Source organism: Xanthomarina sp. (assembly GCF_035306605.1).
Taxonomy (GTDB): Bacteria; Bacteroidota; Bacteroidia; order Flavobacteriales; family Flavobacteriaceae; genus Xanthomarina.
Map to the genome: position 1 here is coordinate 38,642 of NZ_DATGNR010000078.1, position 19,651 is coordinate 58,292.

Consider the following 19,651-nt stretch of genomic DNA (forward strand, 5'->3'; position numbering starts at 1 on the left):
CTATTATTATACATGCCGTTAACCACAGGTTTTATTCCGATTTATTTAGTATATATTCAAATATGTTCGATGTGATTTTTTCCATTCCTTCTGCAATTTTATCGGAATGATAAACAACTTCAAATTCTAAATCATCGTATTTCGCTGTTAAATATATTGTGTCTTTTACCGCTCGAATATTTAGAGGAATCGAAATTTCAAATTTGACATCGTATCCATATTTTTCAAATTCTTTATTAGTTAGTAAAACATCTGTATTGTCAGTAGAATTGAATAAAGTGTTTTCTATTTTAACTGTTTGACTAATACTGTTTTTATCAACTAATGTTGTGAATTGAACAATTTCATAATCTTTTCTGTCTTCTAATTTTACAACTAAATTAGTTGGTGGAATAATCTTTTCAATTACTGATTTATTTTTAACTCGAATGGTAGAATACTTTGCTTTTTTGGAGTCTTTAATTTGAAGACTGTAATTTGGATTTTGAGTTATTTTGAAAATAGGGTTAAAAATTTTCTTTCTATCTTCTTCGTCATATTCGTTTAATATAAGATTAACAGTTTCTTCATCATAATCCGCATCTAAAACTATATCTTTATACTTATAACCAACACCTAAAGCCCAATCTTTTATTTCTCTATCCTCTATTGCACCTTTCATTACTTTATCAACAGCCAAACCAACTTCAAAACTCCCATATTTTAAATCAACCATTCGAAAGTCCAAATCAGGAAGGATTCGATTGAATATTTTATGTAGTTTACTATTATCTGTTTTTAGTTCTTTAAAAGCAACAAAAAAATCTGCCTTCAAAAAATTCTTAAAAGATTTTGATAAGTTTGAAAGTAGGTCAGTTGCTAATTCGTTTAATCCAATTGTATCTGAATACTTAGCATTAATTGGCGCAAATTTTACATAAAAAGCTTCTTGCCTTAAACTTGTTAAATATGATGTCGATTCATAATTTCTTATGAAATCTAAGTAATATGAATTCTCTGAAGGTCGATATTCAAGAAATGAATCTTCTAAAGGAAGATAATTATTATCAATAAGGTCAGTCTGAATAATATCTAAATTTAAAATGTTTCCTTCAAAATCTTGTTCTAGGAAATATCCAATATTCTTATTTTGTAATATTAATTTACGAAGTGATAAATTTTTAGTTAGATAATTATATATAGAACTTTCTTCTACTTCAAGCATTAAATAATTATCAGAATTTTCTAATGTATCCACTAAATACAAAAGAAAATGCTTGTCATTTCTTTTATAGTGAGTTAGAATAGGCTCATCTATAAAAATGATATCTTCAATTTTTTCAAATTGATTAAGGTCGAATATTTTTTTGTTATTCTTCATCTTGGTTGACAAGTGCAAATTTAGTTAATAAATTAACTTCTTTTTTAGGGAAGAATGTATAATGTCTTTTGTTTTTTGTTGGATATTTAATACCATCATCATCAGTGATTTCACTTACTGCTATCGCAGTAAACTTTTCTCTTGTTTTCTTTGGCAGATTTTGAAGTGCTTCTTGAGCACTTTTTAAACTGTCATATGTTGATAAACCCCAAGCAATACATATGTTATCAAATTTTGGTTTATGAATTAAAGAATGAGGCTTAAATGAGTCTGAATCTAATGGAACAGATAGTATAAATCTATAAAGAGTTTTATCTCCATTTTCACTCTTTGCAGGACATCCTTCTATTTTATCTATATTTTCCTGAAATTTTAAAGTCATCTATTATATTTTTTTCCACGTTATAATCATTATGTTATTCTATAGGGCTTAAATGATTTTCGTTAGCACTTATTGTTCCTAAATAATCAATAGTTTCCCCATTATCTGATTTTTCAATAAAAAGCAAATAATCATAACCTTCTTCTGGAAATAATTCCTTTTGATTCATTGGATTTACTTTTGGTTTGTATGGAATATCTTTAGTGGCAATAATTAGGCATTTTTTTCCTGTTAAATTATTGAAAACTCTTTGTTCAATTTTGTATTTCATAATTATATAATGATTGGTGTTATTTCTATAACATAATTTCCAATTTCTTTTTTGGATGAGTTCCGTTTATTTGTAAATATTTATTGTCAATATATTTAAAAATTTGCCAATTAGCTTCAAAATCTTCTGGGAATTCATATGGATTTAATCCACTATCTATTATTGTAACCTTTCCAGAACTTTTAAATCCGTCAAACCTTATCATTACTTTCTTTTCTATTTTCGCAAAGTTTTTAGAAGTGGTTAGTTCTATTTTTGCATCGAAAAAAACATTAGAATTTTTATCAGATAAATTTTTGTCAGCAATAAAGCTTTTTAGTTCGTTTGTATTATCGTAGTTCATCGGTTTCTTCAACTTGTGGGTAACGTCTCGGCTATGGTTAGTACGGGAATTAAAAGTAGTGAACTTTAGATTAAGCACTTAGCCAAAACTTTTTACTTTGTTTTAATTTTTTCAATCATTGTTCATTTTTAATTGCAGCTAACAATTGAATATACACATTAATTATATCCAAATTGTTTCAACTAATTTAATAAATCTTTTATCTCCAAAAAAAAACTTAAATCACATCAAATACAACTAAACTGAAATTTTTAATTTTCGAAGTGAATCCTTTTTAAACAATCAGTTACTCACTCCCAAACCTTAACCTTCAACACAGGACTAAATCCTAGCTCTTTAGAGAGCGTTTCTTGCATAAATTGATGCAGTAACTCAATATTATCTTTTGTCGTTATCAAACAGTCGTGAAGGGTGAATAACGGCTTCTTACCATTATATTTTTTATTGAATTGTCTCGCCACGATATTTAACATAAAATAACTCTCTACTTGAAACGTCAAATAAGCGAAATACTTATGGTTAATTTTTTTAAACAACTTCATCCATCTTAAGAGACTTGGATAATGCATATTAAATTCTGCTTCTTCATTTAGAAATTGTGCATTGGGTGCATTGAACATAGATAAGAAATTCCGTTTAACTACTGCCCTCAAATCTTCCATATCCCCATCGAACGGTCTATTAAAAATGCGCTGTACATTTTGTAAATAATACGCATCAGGTTTGAGGCGTTTATCAAAGTGATGGATGGTATGCATGCCCTCAATAAATGACTCATAAAACTGTCCTGAAACGACTTTTTCTCTGAAAAGCGCAATCTCTTTATCCATAAGGGTTTCAAGAGTTTTTGTAAACATATAATGACGATAGTATATCTTACTGTTATTAATTACATTATTAAGATGAATAGTATGAGTATTCATATTACTTAATATATAAGTTAACATAGTTGGTATAGATGCCGACAAATCACATTCTGCAAGTATTTTACCATCATATCTTAAAAAAGGCCGTAATTCTTTTGAAAGACTTGTTAATTGATGGTGCAACCTCCCATCCGTACGGTCTGTATATTTTATTGAAAATTCGCCATTGCCTATTTCAGTTATGCGAACGGCATTTATCAAATGTATTCTATAATCCATTTTTTTTCTAAACAGCTCTTTATTTTTTTGGCTCGCTTGTTCTGCATTTACGGTTAACTTCTCATTAAAATACTTTCCCAAAAAATGATACTGTTTTTTAAATGGGTTATTAGCCTTCAGCCCGATTTTAGGTTTTAAAAATTTGAGCATTTTTTTATCGGTTATGTTTACCAATTCTACTTCTTCACCAAAAAAATAGGGTGCTAACCGATACGCATAACAACTGCCCTGTTTATAGTCGCTCCTGAAAAGCACGTTGCCAATAACAGGGAAATTCTCGCATAGATACCTTAAATGGTCTCGATAATAATACGGATGCCTATTTGTTATACTTGAACACATCGGAATCCAAATATCAGTCTCTTCATTTTCTAACCTGTAGGCGGTTTGTTTTATGATTTCACTAACCAACCATAAACCATAATCTATATTAAAATTAAAGTCAGGCGGGTATTTTTTTATACGCTCTTCTAGGTTTAAAATGCTAGGTTTTATGATGCTATATGATGTCATTTTTTACTTGAGTTTAGACAATACCAAGCCTAGCGATGCATGACACATCGCTCTGCGGTACTGTGATTAAAAAATTAATTAGGAAATGCTACGCTAGGCTGAAATATGGCAACAGGAAGTAAGTTCTTCAAATTCTGCCGTTAGCTTTAGAAAGTCATTTTTTTCAGGTATTGGCACGATATAACGCTCTCGTTTATCTTTCCAATCTTTGGCAAGCCTAAAAGTATTTGCATTTAAAGCATCCTGAATAAAATTATACTTTTTAAAAAAGTGTAGATACCTTTTATAGTCTTCTAAAGCATAAGTAAAATAAGGTCTTTCAATTATACCTTCTTGCTCAATATTCAAAAGAATTTGAAAATAAAGAATCGCTTTTGCCTTGTTTAAATTTGCCCGTTCAAGTTGTTTCTCTAGGTAGCTAAAACTCTTTAATACTTTGCTATAGGTGTTTATCTCTATACTCATTATGCTGCATCGTTTAAAAGGTTCAACAACTCGCTCTTTGAGTAATACACCCTGCCCTGGAGGTATCTCGGTTTAATCAATTTCTTTTTCCCATAGCTCCACAGGCTCGTATAGGAAATGTTTAAAAATTCCTTTGCCTCTTCTCTGGTCAGCAAATCTTTGTCTTCAGCTTTAGATGCTGAAAACAACTCTTTTACTTTACTGAGTTCTGAAGCGACTGCTTCTCTGATAAGTTCTTGTAGGTCTTCTATATTTAAACCTATTAAATTAAATTCTTTCATCTGTTTTTATTTAATGTTATTGGAACTATTTCCATTACAAACAGACAAAAGGGGGAAGAAGGGAAAAAAGGGGGAGTAAATAATTTTACAAGTTCAGTAATAACAAGGGCACAAGGCTAAAAAATATTTTGTTCAGGAATTGATTTTAATTTTCCCCCTTCAATTTTAAGCTCATCTATAATTTTTTTAATAGTATCTTCAACTGACCTAAAAGGGTAATCTCTATGCTCATAATTAGCTTCTATATTTAAATAATACCTTCTAAAATATTTACCTTGATTAGAAATTAAGGTTTGACATTCCAAAACTTTATCAAAATCATTAGACGATTTAAGGTTGTTGTTATCTAATTCATAAAAATCAAATATGTAGAAAAGGAATAAAAAATGAAAAACGATAATTGGGCTTGAAGTATCAATATACCTTAACCCCAAATCGGTATATTTTCCTGAAAAAAATGTATTTATAATTGTATCTATTTCATTTTCAGAAAACCCTTTTTCTTCTAAAAATATAAAAAGTTTAGTGTTTTTATTTTTAAAGATGTTAAGTTCCTCATGTAATTCGTTTAACTCATTATTTAGAATGTTATCATTTTCAATTACTTTACCGTTAAGTTTAAAATTAAAGTATTCATAATTTAAATAGACATAGGAATCTTTAACATTAGGAGTTTTTAAATCATAATTTATAGACTTCCCTTTAAGTAGAAGTAAATAACCAACTAATGTTTTTCTATGGTCAATAAATATCCCTTCATTATCTGAAAATCCCCTTAACATAAACATCCCCCTATCAACTACTTCAAAAAGATGCTCTTTATATTTTTTAGACTTATACTCTATATACTCTTTTGACAAGTCATAATGCAACAGCTTTTTTAATTCGTAAATCCTATCTATTTTAGAAACTTCTTTGTCAAAAACCTGAAAAGATTTTCGAGAAACAAAATAAATCTCTTGCAGCAAATATGAGATTAAAACCTCTTGATTGATTTCGTAAAAAGACCTGTACGTTTTAAAATCTCTATTCAAATCTTCAACTGAATAATTTACAAGGTTGAAATCGTGATATTTTTCATCGATTATATAATTTTCATCAATATAAGAAGCTAATATTTTCTGTTCTTCACTTGGTAACAAATCTGTTAACGAATCCAATTCTAACAGTTGATTATCTTTATTATTGAATATCTTTTCAACTTTTATTGTCTCTTTTAAATAATCTAAATAGGAATCAATAACAACAGATTCCTTTGACTCATTTTTATCTTTTTTAAAAATAGATGGGCGATTTTGATAGAAAAACAAAGTAGGTTTACCATTTAGGCCTCCTACCCATAATAAAATAAACGAAATAAAATCAAGAATTCTTTCGTTATTAGTGAATATAGGTTGTTGTTTATTCATTTAAAAAATTAAACCGCTTCCCTCCCATAATCTCGATATTGAGATTCAAAGAAATTATACAATACTTCTGTTTTTACTGCAATATCGCCATCTTCATAGGTTGGATAGGGTAATTTGCTGTATAAAAAATCATTAATCACGCGTCTAACGGCTGCTTTGGTTTGACTTTTCTCTGCCCAATCCACTACTTTAAACTCGTTTTCCTGAAGCTTTTTTAATAGGTTTTTAGCTGCTTCTTTTACTTCTGCTTTTTCCTTATCGGTTATTTTTTTGCCTTTATTAAGCATATCAAAAACGGCCAATTCTTCTTCGGATAAATTTTCCTTAGTAGAACGCTTTTCCTCTTCGTTTAAATCGCCAAACAAATCTACAAGCGCGTCAAATATTTCTTTAATGGATTTGTACTCCTTTCCTAAATTATAATCTTCAATAATTTGCTCGTATCGCTCATAAAAATCTACCCTTAATGGATTATCTTTTATAAGTTTATCCAATTTTTTCTTAACGCGCTCTTCAAGCGATTTAACCGCAATATTCTTATTGTCTTTTAGCTGTTCGAACTCGGCTTTAATTTTATCAAAATCAAGCTTGCTTAAATCAACTTGCTTTCCGTAATCCTCAACCTTATCAAGTGCGGTATTATAGGTTTCAATAGATTCATTAACCACGTCCTGAACCTGTTTTACCAAATTGGTTATATCTGCGCCTTCTACTTTCTCCTGAATCAAATTATACAGTCCATTAATGGCATCGCGTTGTTCCTTATAATCATAAATAGCCTTGTTAGGCATTACGGCCTTATACTTTTTAAAAACCTCTCTGGCCAATACATTAAACTTGTTCCTTGTATCTTGGGTTTTGCAAATGGCATTATAACCATCGCTCAAATATTTAATCCTGTAAGCAGAATCTTCTGCATTTACCACCAAATCTAAATCGAACTCGCAATCGTGCTTTAAAAATGAAATGGTTGCTGTTATGGTTTCTTCTAAATCCTCTACCAATTCTTCTAAAGGCCTAACAGGTGGTTCATCTACAGTTGTGTCGCCTTCAACTTTTCCTGAAGTTCCACCGCCATAAACGGCCAAGGCATCCAATAGGGCTTTATAGGTTTCAATATAATCCACTATTAAACCATTGTTTTTGCCCTCGTGTACGCGATTGGCTCTTGCAATGGCTTGCATTAAGGTATGCGATTTTAAAGGCTTATCAATGTAAAGTGTAGATAAACTTTTGACATCAAATCCAGTTATCCACATCGCACAAACAATGGCCAATCTAAACGGGTTATCTTCATCTTTAAACTCGCTTTCTAAATCGCGCGAATTCATTTTTTCTCGGTGTGGCTCTATATCCAAGCCCCAATCCCTAAACTTCTTAATCTCGTTTTGCTCTGAACTGACAACAACTGAAATTTCTGTTTCTTTTACCCATTTAAGATTTCTATGGGCTATTAATTCTTCTTGCTCGTCGGTAATAGTTTTTAGCTCCTTTTCAAGCTTTACCACATACTTTTGCCATTCTTCTGTAATGAAATCATACATTTTAACAGCCGTTACTTTATCTAAAGCGATATACAAGGCTTTACCTCTGTAACCTCTCGTGTTAAAATGTTCTACTACATCTTTTGCAATCTTCTTCAATCGCTTGTTGGCCGTAAGTACAGGATACTCTCTAGAAAACAGTTTTTTTAGCTTCTCTTCTTCATTATCATCTAAATCAAACTCGTTGATTTTATCTTTTATTTGTTGGTCTATTTCAGGGTTATCCAACTTTAATTTTTCGCCTCGGTTCTCATAATACAAGGGTACGGTTGCCCCATCTTCAATAGAGCGTTTAAAGTCGTATTTAGACACATAGTCTCCAAAAATACGCTTGGTTAACTCATCATCTTTAAACAATGGCGTTCCCGTAAATCCCATAAATGAGGCATTGGGTAAGGCTTTACGCATATTCATTGCCAAACTTCCGCCTTGTGTACGGTGGGCTTCGTCTGAAATAACAATGATGTCATCTCGTTGGCTCAATTCTTCTTCAAAATTGAATTTATGAATGAGCGAAAAAATATACTTATTATCCGTCTGTAATAATTCTTTTAAATGCGCTGCTGAAGTGGCTTTTGCTTTTTTGTTGGTGGCTGCACCTACACCCTCATACGTGCCATAAATTTGGTCGTCTAACTCCTTTCTATCGGTTATTAAAACAAAGGTGTAATTACTGCTTATTTGGCGCGCAATTTTTTGAGTAAGGAATACCATTGAATAGGATTTTCCTGAACCCTGTGTATGCCAAAATACGCCTAAACGCTGTGCTTCTTCTTTAGATATGTTGTTGTTTTGGTATTGAGTTTTAAGCGTTTTAAAATGGTCAATAGCTTTATTTACGCCTAAAAACTGATGGTTTCTTGCTACCAACTTAACCACTTTACCCAAAGAATCATCATAAGCAATAAAATTCTCAAAGAGGTCTAAAAGGTTGGTTTTATCGCACGTACCTTTAATAACCGTTTCTAAACTGATGATGCCCTCTTCTTCCTCTTTAATACGTTTCCATTCGTGGTAATGCTCAAATTTAGAGGTTAGCGAACCGACTTTACTTTCTATACCATTGCTTAAAATAATAAAGGCGTTGGTGTGCCATAATTTTGGAATGACATCTTTATAATCGGATAGGTTTTTTTCGTAAGCCGATTTTATTTTAATGTGATGCGCTTTAAGCTCAATAAACACCAAAGGAATACCATTAACAAACCCTACCACATCGGTTCTGCGTTTTCTACCTGAAACCCCTTTTACCCACAATTGCTGAACGGCTAAAAAATGGTTGTCTTCAGGTTGCTGAAAATTAAAAACCTGTAGCTTCTTATCTTTTACGAGTTCGCCTTTTTGGTTTTTATAGGTAACGGGAATCCCTTTTTTTAAGAGTGCATATTTTTCTTTATTAACATCGGCTAGGGTTTTGCTTGCTTCTGCTTTGGTGATTTGCTCGTAAGCTTGTGTATAGGCAACTTCAGGAAGATTAGGGTTTAGCTTTTTAATCGCAGCCAAAAAATGATGTTTTAAAATAACCTGCTCTTGGTTATCCCTACCTATAGTGCCATTTGCACCAAAGGTTTCGTTATGGTGTACATTGGCCGTTTGCCACTCTAACTCTTTAAAAAAGTTGATGGTGGTTTTTTCTATTAGGTTATCTTCTGAATAATCGTTGCCCATACTTTATAAGTTATTTACACCTCCATTTAAAGAAACAGATTTGACATCTAATAAGTTAATCCCCTCAATATTTTCCTCACCACCTATAACTAATATTTGAGAATGATGAACTCCTTCTACGTCATCTGGGGTATATGCGTGCCCCTGATGAAGATGAACTGTTTTAATTGAATTATTATTGAAAGTGATTTCAATTATATCATCTGTTTGAAATTCATTGGCGTTAAATTCTGCTGCTGTCATATCTTTAAACTTCTATGGTTTTATTCATTAAACGAGGTAACAATAAATCTCTAGCTTCTTTTAAGTTTTGGTTTTGTTTCTCTAGATTTTCTATATTATCAAGAATTCGTTTGGATTTTATTGAAAAAGAATTCAGTGTAGTGCTATCAGGTATTACAATATTGTAATCAGTTACGTCTTTAGTTTTTAGATTAAGAACTGTTGCCCCGTTGGCTCTTGGCCTACAATATTCTTTAAAGTTTTCTGAATTTAAAACAGAATAAAAATAAGTTTTATAATTTTTTACGTTTATTTCGAGTTTGGCCACTCGTTGATTTAGAACATATTTTTGATTATTGGAAGGAATGAGACCAACATTTCCAATTATTCTACCCTCCCTAGTAACGTCCGACAATACCATTAACAAGTCTCCTTCTTCTAAAAGATACTTGTTTTTTATTTCTTTATATTTTGGAAGATACCTGACATTTTTGTTTAGTTGTAAACCTCCATTTTCTTTAAAATTCCCCATCCTTATTACCAAATAATAATCTTTAGAATCTGAAAACTCTTTAGCTTTAAAAGAACATCCGTGTATTAACTTGATAAAATTGGAAATTGGTTTTCTTTCCCACCCATCAGGCAAACCAGTTTCGGGGTTTATGGGTGTGTTTTCGTAGTTGGGGAATTTAAAATCTACAAACCATTCTTTATACAGGCGTTGTGCTGCTTCTTCTAAAAGTTTTATGCGTTTTAGGTTGTTTTCTATTAAATCGTCATAGGTACTTAAAATGGATGCTATTTTTTTTTGGGTTGTATTATTAGGGATTTTAAATTCTAAATTTCTAACTGCATCCTTTGTTATAGATTGGGTAGCTACACCATTTGCAAAAGATTTAATATAAGGTTCATTTGTCTTCATTAAGTAGTACATAAACCTTTGGTTTAATTCCTTAAATCTAATTAAAAACAAATTCATTGCGAGTGAAACAGGACGATTAAGATTAGGCATAATATAAACCGACCCTGCGTTCGCAATTTTATTCATTATTATATCATCAGGATAAACTTTAGATTTAGACAAGAAATTATATTCAGTTTCGTTTAACCATATTAGGTTACTACTAAAATCATTCTGTTCAAAATTTAATGTCCTAATCATTAAAGCATAATCAGGCTTATATTTCAGTTTAACATTAGCTTTTAATTTTTTATAAGCACCATTAGCGTGATAATCTGTTAGAGTTTCAATATAATCTCCTAATTTTATTGTTTCCCAACTCATATTCCTAAATCAGTTAAATCGGTTTGTATTATATTGGCCAACTCGTTAGCTTCTTCGTTAAGTATGTGCAGTTCTTGTTTAATTTCTGCCATACGTTCGTCAAAATCAAAACCTTCTTCTTCCTCAATAGGTGCAACACCTACATAACGCCCTGCGGTAAGGCTGTAGTCGTTGGCTTCAATCTCGTCTCGGTTTACTATTTTACATAAACCTGCTACATCGGCATAAACCCCATCAGGAAAACGCTTTTCTAACCAATGTACCTCTTTAGTAAAGTAAATGTGTTTATCTATTTGCTCGTTAAGGGCTACTAAATAAGCTTCCAAGCTTATTATAGCTTCCTGTAGCTGCTTTTTCTGTTTAGTATCCTTTTTTACGGCCTCTGTTTTTAACGTGGCCTTAAGGGCTTCTACTTCTTTTTTAGTGGCTGTGTTAAGTTTGCGTTTGTCTTCCTTTGCGCTTTCTGCTTTTATGCCCTCGCCATCTATATTTAATAGCTTTTCATTTATTATGCTTTTCAGTATGGTATTGGCTTCTTTTAGGTGTTCCTCGGCACTTTTTTTGTAAGAAGCGAGCGTTTGCTCAAATAAGCTGTTATCCCCTCTGTAAAGGGCTACAATAGCGTGAATGTTTTTTAAATGCTCATCGGTAAAATCGTGAAGGTTAGACGATACTTTTCTGTAAACATCCCTTAAATCGAGCATTAAGGTTTTATTGGCTCTGTCTTCATCCTGTTCTTTTGAACGGTCAAAAAACCAAAGCGAACAGGGTAACGAACGCGTATAGAAAAACTTTGTACCTATAGAGACCATGACATCAACCGCTCCTGTTTCAACCAACTTTTGACGAATGGTTTTTTCTGAATGCCCTGCATCACTCGCAGAACTCGCCATTACAAAACCTGCTCTTCCGTTTTCGTTTAGGTAGTTATAGAAATATTGAATCCATAAATAATTGGCATTATCGTTTTTGGGTAAGCCAAACGGTAAACGTGGGTCGTTTTTAACGCTTTCCTTTTTCTTATCTACACCATCTACATTAAACGGTGGATTGGCCATGACGAAATCGCATTTCCCCACCAAATCGTGGTGGTCTGTATAAAAGCTATTCCCTTGCATGATGTTGGCATCCAACCCGTGAACGGCCATATTCATTTTAGCCAATTTGGTATTGGTGTCTGCCTTTTCCTGTCCGTAGAAGGTTACTTTTTGCGAAGCTTCGGTTTGTAGTTCCTCCTCAATAAAATGGGCTGTTTGCACAAACATACCTGCACTACCACAGGCAGGGTCGAACACCGTTCCGTGGTTGGGTTCTATAATATTTACAATAGCATTTACAAGGCTAGGTGGTGTAAAGAATTCGCCACCTTCCTGTGCGCCACTCATTGCAAATTTATTTAAGAAATACTCGTAAATACGCCCAAATACGTCGCCCGTTACATCATCAAGCATTGGGTCGTTAAATATGCGTATTAACCTAAATAGCAAATCACTTTCAAAAAGGGCGTATTCTTTAGGCAATACGTCTTCCAACACTTCATATTCAGCCTCAATGCTTTTCATAGCCTCATTAAGGTACTCACCAATATCAGCACTTTCAGGAAGCTCGTTTATGGTTTTCCATTGTGCGTTATCAGGAAGGAAAATGGCATTTGCAGAAAGGAAATCTGTTTTGTTTACAGGTCGTTTTCCTCGTTGTGGATGAGAAGGCAATGTTTTTTCTATTTCCTCTTTGGCCGTTACAAAACGGTTATAAGCGTGTCTTAAAAATATTAACCCCAATACAGGAAAACTGTATTCGGTTGCTGTAAGTTTACTGTTTGCTCGTAGGTCATCGGCAGCTTTCCAAAGTCTATCCTCTAGCTGCTTAAGTTGGTCTCTTGTCATTAAATATCTGTCAGAAATTAAGTTAACCGCAAAATACAAAAGTTTTGTATAAACTGAATGTAAAAATGAAGATATGGACACCTAACCGTAACCACCTCCCTCAAAAGGCTTGCAAGCAAATCGACTTTTTGCTTTGTGCCCCGCCATTTTTTTTTGAATTTGAAAGTATATAGAGAATGCATTTATAGATTGAAACCAAATAAATTTCTTTTAGAAGGTTTATTAAATCCCTTTCAGAGCCGTTAAGAATTAACTAGATAAAATAAGCTTTAAATGCAGCAGAGAAGTAAATCGTGGTACTAATTAGGGGAATATGCAAAATTAAAAAAGCTCAATCAATTGAATTTCAATTAATTAAGCTTTTTATATTGTGCGGGCGGGGAGACTCGAACTCCCACACCTCGCGGCACCAGATCCTAAGTCTGGCGTGTCTACCAATTCCACCACGCCCGCAATGAGGCTGCAAATATAAAAATAAGTTTTAATATACAATCGTATCTTTCATAAAAATTCTACTTGTTTTTGTATTTTTGATGAAATTCAATAAAAAAGTTTAAAATGAATAACATTTCCAACTACGTAGAACAGCATAAAGAACGGTTTTTAAATGAACTTATCGATTTGCTTAAAATCCCATCTATAAGTGCTGATTCGGCGTACAAAAAAGATGTTTTACAAACTGCCGAAGTTGTAAAAACCAGATTAGAAGAAGCTGGTTGCGACCAAGTTGAAATTTGCGAAACAGCGGGATACCCAATTGTTTATGGCGAAAAAATAATTGATAAAAATCTACCAACGGTTTTAGTATATGGCCATTACGATGTACAACCACCAGATCCGTTAAATTTATGGAACTCACCGCCATTCGAACCTGTAATTAAAAAAACAGAACTACATCCTGAAGGAGCGATTTTTGCTAGAGGTGCTTGCGATGATAAAGGACAAATGTACATGCACGTAAAAGCATTGGAGTTTATGACTAAAACCAACCAATTGCCTTGTAACGTGAAATTTATGATAGAAGGCGAAGAGGAAGTAGGAAGTTCAAACTTGGCTATTTTTGTTAAAAACAATCAGGAGAAATTAAAAAATGATGTCATCTTGATTTCTGATACCGGAATGATCGCCAAAGATGTGCCTTCTATTACAACGGGATTGCGTGGCTTGAGCTATGTTGAAGTGGAAGTAACGGGACCAAATAGAGATTTACATTCCGGTCTATACGGTGGTGCGGTGGCAAACCCTATTAATGTTTTAACAAAAATGATTGCTTCATTACATGATGAAAACAATCATATTACCATTCCTGGCTTTTATGATAAAGTTGAAGAATTATCAAAAGAGGAACGCGCAGAAATGGCTAAAGCACCTTTTTCTTTACACGCTTATAAAAAATCTTTAGACATTGATGCTGTTTATGGCGAAGCTGGTTATACTACCAACGAAAGAAACTCGATTAGACCAACATTAGATGTTAATGGTATTTGGGGTGGATATACGGGTGAAGGTGCAAAAACCGTAATAGCTAGTAAAGCTTTCGCGAAAATCTCTATGAGACTAGTCCCTCATCAAGAATGGGAGGAAATTACTCAGTTATTTAAAAAGCATTTTGAAAGCATCGCGCCAGAGGGTGTTAAAGTAGAAGTTAAACCACATCATGGGGGGCAAGGCTACGTAACTCCTATTGATAGTATTGGATACCAAGCGGCGAGCAAAGCGTATTCTGACACATTCGGAAAAAAGCCTATCCCACAACGTAGCGGAGGAAGCATTCCTATTGTATCTTTATTCGAACAGGAATTAAAAAGCAAAACTATTCTTATGGGATTCGGTTTGGATAGTGATGCAATCCACTCTCCTAACGAGCATTTTGGTTTATTTAACTACTTTAGAGGTATCGAAACCATCCCTTTATTTTATAAATACTTTACTGAGTTAAGCAAATAGTAAATTTCATGCAACCACCAATCTGTGGATAGGTAAGACATGAAAACAAAATAAAGCCCATTCATTTTAAATTAATGAATGGGCTTTTTATTTGGTTTATAAGAACGCCGAGTTGTATCCTAACTCATTTATAACAGGCTTATTCCTTTACAATTTTAAAAGTGGCGACCTTCTCATTCCCCTTAATTTTCAAATAGTAAATTCCAGAAGCAAAAGCAGACATATCTATTCTTGATTTCTTTTTATTTGAAGCTGTTTCTAAAACCAACTGACCAGAAACATTGTATAAATAAATAGAAATATTTGATTTCAAAGATGAGTTTATAGTTAATATAGACGTAACCGGATTAGGTGTAATTTGAAAATAATCTGAAATAGAATCTTCAATGGCAAGGGTTACAAATGAAATACAATCACTCATTTCAGTACAAGATCCTACTGTTATTTCAACGGCGTAACTTCCAGAAACAACTGGCTGAAAATCCTGACCAGTCTCTCCAGTAAGCATGGTATTTGTATCGCAATTATACCATTGATAACTTGCCGAACTTTGGTTGGCAGACAAACTTGTCTGATTAACCGTTACACTATTGTCTACTGAAAACAGGGCGCCTTTTGTGGCCATATAAGCGGTTACCAATTTGGTGATTTCATGAAAATATGGCAAATCTAAAGTGCTCAATCTGTCCGATGAAGAATGATAATATGGAGTTTGATCGTTGGTCTCCCACGACTCACCAACTAAAACAGCTGGATACCCTTGATTCCAAAAAGATGCATGATCACTTCCGGTAGTTCCTGGATTAACAACTATAGGGTTTAAATCAAACGTATAGGTGTCGAAAATACTTAACAAATCATCCTTAATAGTTAAAGAGCCATGCACGTTTCTTACATCTATATCAAAATCATTATCACCAAGTTCTCCAGGAGCATCCCCATCGTAACCAACCATATCCAAATTAATGACTCCTAGGATATTTAGATTGGAATTATTTGCTTGGGCCGCGTAATACTTAGAACCTCTTAAACCAATTTCCTCCTCATCCCAAAAAGCATAAACAATGGTATTCTCCATACATTGTCCAGAAAGAATTCTTGCTATTTCTAAAACGGCTGCAGTTCCTGTAGCGTTATCATCAGCACAGTAATCTGTAATAGAATCGTAATGTGCTGTTAATAAATAGATATTATCAGGATTTGTTTTTCCAACTTGGGTGGCTATAATATTCTTTCCAAACGTGTTGAAATTTTGCTCTTCAACAATTAAATTATCAAATTGCTGAAGTCTTTCCTTAATATACGCCGCAGCTAAATCGTTATTGGCATGCTGTCTGTTAATAATGCTTACTTCGGTTCCATTAACAGTAGTGGGTTGTTCTCCAGAAAACTCACTCACTATTAATTCCAAATTATTAACGTCTACTTTATCAATTAGATCTTGAACTGTTTGCCCAAACGAGCTTACAGAAAGCAAAACCAACACTGCAACAAGAAGTCTTTTCATCTATTTATTGGGGATTTTATTTGGGGCAAATATAGGTTTTTAAAAAATAACCCTTAAGGACATTTTTATTATTTACACAACAAGACAACTCTATATACCTGAATCTAAACCCATAAAGAATGACTTAATTTTACTAAAACTTAAAGTACAATTGGAAATCAGGGACAGAAACCAGAAATAATATTCACAAAATAAGCAGTGAAACACATGTTTTTCTGATGCCATTAAAAACTTTATCATTATTTTTACAACTACCTGTAACAGTAATAATTATAAATTTATGAGCAGTAATTTATTTAAGAAAATTGCTTTATTACCGAAACTTATCCGAGAGGGAAGGGCTAAATATCTTTGGACTGCCTTTTTAAATAGAGTGCATTCAAAAGAAATTGCCTTTGGTTTTAAACGCGATTTGAGCGTGCCCTATAAAAAACCTCGCACACTGAAACCAACAACCATTCGAGAGTTTCAGAAAGAGGATGCCGTTTATTTCGTAGAAAACCCAAATAATGGCTTAATAAATAATTTCCATACCTGCTACGTAGGTATAACTAATGAAAATATTCCCTGTGCTAGAGTTTGGTTGATTGATTCAAGTCAAAACAAGACTTTAAAAGCCACTTGGGGAGACAGATTTCCACAATTAAGACCCGATGAAGTGCTATTAGAGAACGTGTTTACGGTTCCTAAATATAGAGGTATGGGAGTCATACCAGCCTTCCTGTATGATGTTGCCGAAAAAAGTAAGGAGCTCGGAGCACGATACGCCATTACCTTTGGCGAAATAAAGAATATCAATACGTCTAGAGCTTATAATTATGCGGGATTTAGCCCCTACATCGTAAGAACCGTTTCCTATTTCCTATTTATAAAATCCATTAACTACGAAGAAATTTCAAGTGAGCATATGGATTTTTATAATAAATCAATTAACAGAAAAGTCCCTGTAAAATAAAAGTTTATTGTTTCACCTTCTTACCAGTAGCACTCATTTTCATACCTTTTTCAAAAAAGAACCTTTGAGGAATTTTGTAGAGTGCTAATTTCTTGGAACAAGCCTGAAGGATTTTGTCTTTTAATTCATCCTCATCATAAGGAGTAATAGGAACAATAGTAGCTTGAATTGCTTCCCCATACAAATCGTCGTCGTAACCCGAAATTGTACAATCTATAACTTCTGGTACAGAGAGAATCACTTCTTCTATTTCTTTAGGACTCACCCTTTTTCCTGCTACTTTTAAAATCTCCTTTTTTCTTGCTACCAAATAATAATAACCATCTTCATCCATAACAGCAACATCCCCAGTATGTAGCCAACCATCCTTAATGGTGTTTTGGGTTTCTTCATCCTCCTTATAATAACCCAACATAATATTCTTACCTCTAGCCAACAATTCCCCTTCTTGTTGCACACCTAAAACATCACCACTTTCATTCACAATCTTAAATTCCACTCCCGGAATAGGCTTACCGATGGAACTTGTTTTTTTATGAATCATACTAGGTTCTAAATAAGACAGCCTAGCCGTAGCTTCGGTTTGCCCATACATAATATAAAAATCTTTGTCTGGAAAAGCTTGGGTGAATTCATCTATAAAAACCGAATGAAGCTTCCCTCCCGCCTGAGTGACATATCTTAAATCGGGGAATAGAGTAGTTTTAAAGGTCTTAGATTTTTTTAACAGGATTTGAAAATGACTAGGAACCCCTGCAAATCCAGTACACTGATACTCTTTTAAATCATCTAAAACAGCTCCTAAAAACATAAAACTGTTGTTTAGAACTATAGAGCCTCCAACTTTTAAATGACTGTGTAAAAGTGATAATCCATAGCAATAGTAAAACGGTAAAACCACACACATAACATCTTCAGACCTCAGGCTTAAGTAGGAAATAATAGACCTTGTATTAGCTATAATATTCTGATGACTTATCATGACGCCTTTTGGGGAACCCGTAGATCCAGACGTAAATATAATTTCAGCCAACTGATCATCTTCAACCTCAATATAATAATCTACAACGACTTGATTTTGAATGATCTGCTCCAACCCAACCTCATCCACAACATGAATATGTGGTGGTATCTGGTATTTTGCTTGAATACTTTTTGCCATAAAAACAATATCGCAATCGGTAGTATCAATTATAAAATCTAGATTTTCTTGTTCAATACCAAAGTTTAAAGGCACACACACATTTCCCGATTTCAATATGCCCAAATACGCCGAAATAAAAAACTTAGAATTCGGACTTATTAAAATCATGTTTTTATTAGCTCCAAAATACCTATTTAAAAATGAGGCTAATTTTAAACTTTCAGTATGAAATTCCTTAAAAGAAACCGACTCCTTTGAACCTAATAAAAAGTTCTTGTCTAGGTTTTTTGAATTTTCAAAAAGGTAATCGAAAACATTCATCTGTTATAATTTAAAAAATTGGACGCATTCGTAAATACTCAGTTGTTTTTCTTTTTCTTTCAAAACTCTTATAGATATTTTCAATTTCTTTGGTTGTTTTCCCCATAACTTTCCCTACCTCATCGGCAGGATAATTATTTTCCCAACCATACCAAATTAAATCCATGGACTCAAAAGGCATTTGATAGAAAAAATCTTCTTGAGATTGTTCTGCTGTATAAGTGTCAGTAGTTGGAGTTCTATCTATAATTTCTTGAGGCACTCCCAAATGTCTTGCTAATTGATAAACTTGTGTTTTAAACAAGTGTCCAATTGGCATAACATCTGCTCCACCATCTCCATGCTTCACAAAAAAGCCTTGCTCAACCTCATGTTTGTTTGGAGTTCCAATGACAGCATAATGCATGCGCTCGGCATGATAATAAAGCATAGACATTCGACTTCGTTGTTTGAAGTTTGTAGATGCCACAATTTGCAGATACTCTTTAGCAGGCAAAAGTTTACTTATTACTTCCCCATCTGGCTTAATAACTGTAATGGAAAAAATGGCAGGAATATTTTCAGCAATATTTTGTTTGATTTCAATTTTCGCCTTGTCTTTAGCTTTATCAAAACTAGGTACTACTCTCAAAATGGCTTCGTCCCTTCTTTCATAGCACCCAAAACCGTTTAAGGCTTTAGTAATATCTTCTATCAAGGTACTTACTCCAAATTTCGCTGCTAATTTTTCGGCTAACTCCCGACTATCATCACTTGAATCTTGCTCGGGTAGCATGATGGCTAAAACATTTTGAGGTCCAAAGGCTTTTGCCGATAAAGCCAAGCAAACGGAAGAATCTATACCTCCACTTATTCCAATAACACCACCACGACGCTGAAGTTTTTTGGCTACATCGGTTTTTAGTTTGGCTATAATATCGTTACAAACTTGGTCGATATTTTCTATATGAATAATATCTTTCGAAAAAGGTTTACGTGTTTCTGATTTCATAGTTTTTTGGTT

The 19,651-nt window shown here is 33.3% G+C and carries 17 protein-coding genes and 1 tRNA gene; 2 read left to right on the forward strand and 16 right to left on the reverse strand.

Going from position 1 to position 19,651, the window contains the following annotated elements; genetic code table 11:
- Positions 1-31: 31 nt before the first annotated feature.
- The 13 genes from VKY41_RS10635 to VKY41_RS10695 all read right to left on the reverse strand — a co-directional run bounded on the left by VKY41_RS10635 (position 32) and on the right by VKY41_RS10695 (position 13,227).
- On the reverse strand, positions 32-1,360 hold the full coding sequence (locus tag VKY41_RS10635; RefSeq protein WP_500814435.1) for a hypothetical protein: 1,329 nt from the start codon (positions 1,358-1,360) through the stop codon (positions 32-34).
- Positions 1,350-1,742: a hypothetical protein gene (locus VKY41_RS10640; RefSeq protein WP_500814436.1), complete on the reverse strand. Its 393-nt coding sequence runs from the start codon at positions 1,740-1,742 to the stop codon at positions 1,350-1,352. The genes VKY41_RS10635 and VKY41_RS10640 overlap by 11 nt, the downstream gene beginning before the upstream one ends.
- A gap of 34 nt (positions 1,743-1,776) precedes the next feature.
- The gene (locus VKY41_RS10645) at positions 1,777-2,013 is read right to left on the reverse strand and encodes a hypothetical protein (protein WP_500814437.1); all 237 of its coding nucleotides are present in this window, start codon (positions 2,011-2,013) and stop codon (positions 1,777-1,779) included.
- A gap of 25 nt (positions 2,014-2,038) precedes the next feature.
- Positions 2,039-2,356 (reverse strand): hypothetical protein, encoded by a 318-nt coding sequence (locus VKY41_RS10650; protein ID WP_500814438.1) that lies wholly within the window; start codon positions 2,354-2,356, stop codon positions 2,039-2,041.
- 290 nt (positions 2,357-2,646) lie between these two features.
- On the reverse strand, positions 2,647-4,014 hold the full coding sequence (locus VKY41_RS10655) for a hypothetical protein (protein WP_500814439.1): 1,368 nt from the start codon (positions 4,012-4,014) through the stop codon (positions 2,647-2,649).
- 93 nt (positions 4,015-4,107) lie between these two features.
- Complete coding sequence (locus tag VKY41_RS10660; RefSeq protein WP_500814440.1) at positions 4,108-4,479, reverse strand: hypothetical protein; 372 nt, start codon at positions 4,477-4,479, stop codon at positions 4,108-4,110.
- Positions 4,479-4,760, reverse strand: coding sequence for a helix-turn-helix domain-containing protein (locus VKY41_RS10665; RefSeq protein WP_500814441.1), 282 nt, complete (start codon positions 4,758-4,760; stop codon positions 4,479-4,481). The genes VKY41_RS10660 and VKY41_RS10665 overlap by 1 nt, the downstream gene beginning before the upstream one ends.
- Positions 4,761-4,876: 116 nt before the next feature.
- The gene (locus tag VKY41_RS10670; RefSeq protein ID WP_500814442.1) at positions 4,877-6,169 is read right to left on the reverse strand and encodes a hypothetical protein; all 1,293 of its coding nucleotides are present in this window, start codon (positions 6,167-6,169) and stop codon (positions 4,877-4,879) included.
- A gap of 8 nt (positions 6,170-6,177) precedes the next feature.
- On the reverse strand, positions 6,178-9,381 hold the full coding sequence (locus VKY41_RS10675) for a type I restriction endonuclease subunit R (RefSeq protein WP_500814443.1): 3,204 nt from the start codon (positions 9,379-9,381) through the stop codon (positions 6,178-6,180).
- Between the two features lie 3 nt (positions 9,382-9,384).
- Positions 9,385-9,624, reverse strand: coding sequence for a hypothetical protein (locus VKY41_RS10680; protein WP_500814444.1), 240 nt, complete (start codon positions 9,622-9,624; stop codon positions 9,385-9,387).
- A gap of 4 nt (positions 9,625-9,628) precedes the next feature.
- Positions 9,629-10,888: a restriction endonuclease subunit S gene (locus VKY41_RS10685; protein ID WP_500814445.1), complete on the reverse strand. Its 1,260-nt coding sequence runs from the start codon at positions 10,886-10,888 to the stop codon at positions 9,629-9,631.
- Positions 10,885-12,774, reverse strand: coding sequence for a type I restriction-modification system subunit M (locus VKY41_RS10690; protein ID WP_500814446.1), 1,890 nt, complete (start codon positions 12,772-12,774; stop codon positions 10,885-10,887). Before VKY41_RS10690 ends, VKY41_RS10685 begins: the two co-directional genes overlap by 4 nt.
- A 371-nt stretch (positions 12,775-13,145) precedes the next feature.
- Positions 13,146-13,227 (reverse strand) — tRNA-Leu (locus VKY41_RS10695).
- A 105-nt stretch (positions 13,228-13,332) separates the two neighbouring features.
- Between VKY41_RS10695 and VKY41_RS10700 the strand changes: the two genes are divergently transcribed.
- Positions 13,333-14,721 (forward strand): dipeptidase, encoded by a 1,389-nt coding sequence (locus tag VKY41_RS10700; RefSeq protein WP_500814447.1) that lies wholly within the window; start codon positions 13,333-13,335, stop codon positions 14,719-14,721.
- 139 nt (positions 14,722-14,860) lie between these two features.
- Here VKY41_RS10700 and VKY41_RS10705 read toward each other — a convergent pair whose 3' ends face one another.
- Complete coding sequence (locus tag VKY41_RS10705; protein WP_500814448.1) at positions 14,861-16,228, reverse strand: M28 family peptidase; 1,368 nt, start codon at positions 16,226-16,228, stop codon at positions 14,861-14,863.
- Between the two features lie 280 nt (positions 16,229-16,508).
- On the opposite strand from VKY41_RS10705, the gene VKY41_RS10710 reads away from it, so the two are divergent.
- Positions 16,509-17,183: a hypothetical protein gene (locus tag VKY41_RS10710; protein ID WP_500814449.1), complete on the forward strand. Its 675-nt coding sequence runs from the start codon at positions 16,509-16,511 to the stop codon at positions 17,181-17,183.
- 4 nt (positions 17,184-17,187) lie between these two features.
- Here the strand turns inward: VKY41_RS10710 and VKY41_RS10715 are convergent, their stop codons facing one another.
- Both VKY41_RS10715 and nadE read right to left on the reverse strand, forming a co-directional pair.
- Positions 17,188-18,648 carry an AMP-binding protein gene (locus VKY41_RS10715; RefSeq protein WP_500814450.1) on the reverse strand — a complete coding sequence of 487 codons (1,461 nt, stop codon included), beginning with the start codon at positions 18,646-18,648 and terminating at the stop codon, positions 17,188-17,190.
- Between the two features lie 10 nt (positions 18,649-18,658).
- On the reverse strand, positions 18,659-19,639 hold the full coding sequence (nadE, locus tag VKY41_RS10720; RefSeq protein ID WP_500814451.1) for an NAD(+) synthase: 981 nt from the start codon (positions 19,637-19,639) through the stop codon (positions 18,659-18,661).
- Between the last annotated feature and the right edge of the window lie 12 nt (positions 19,640-19,651).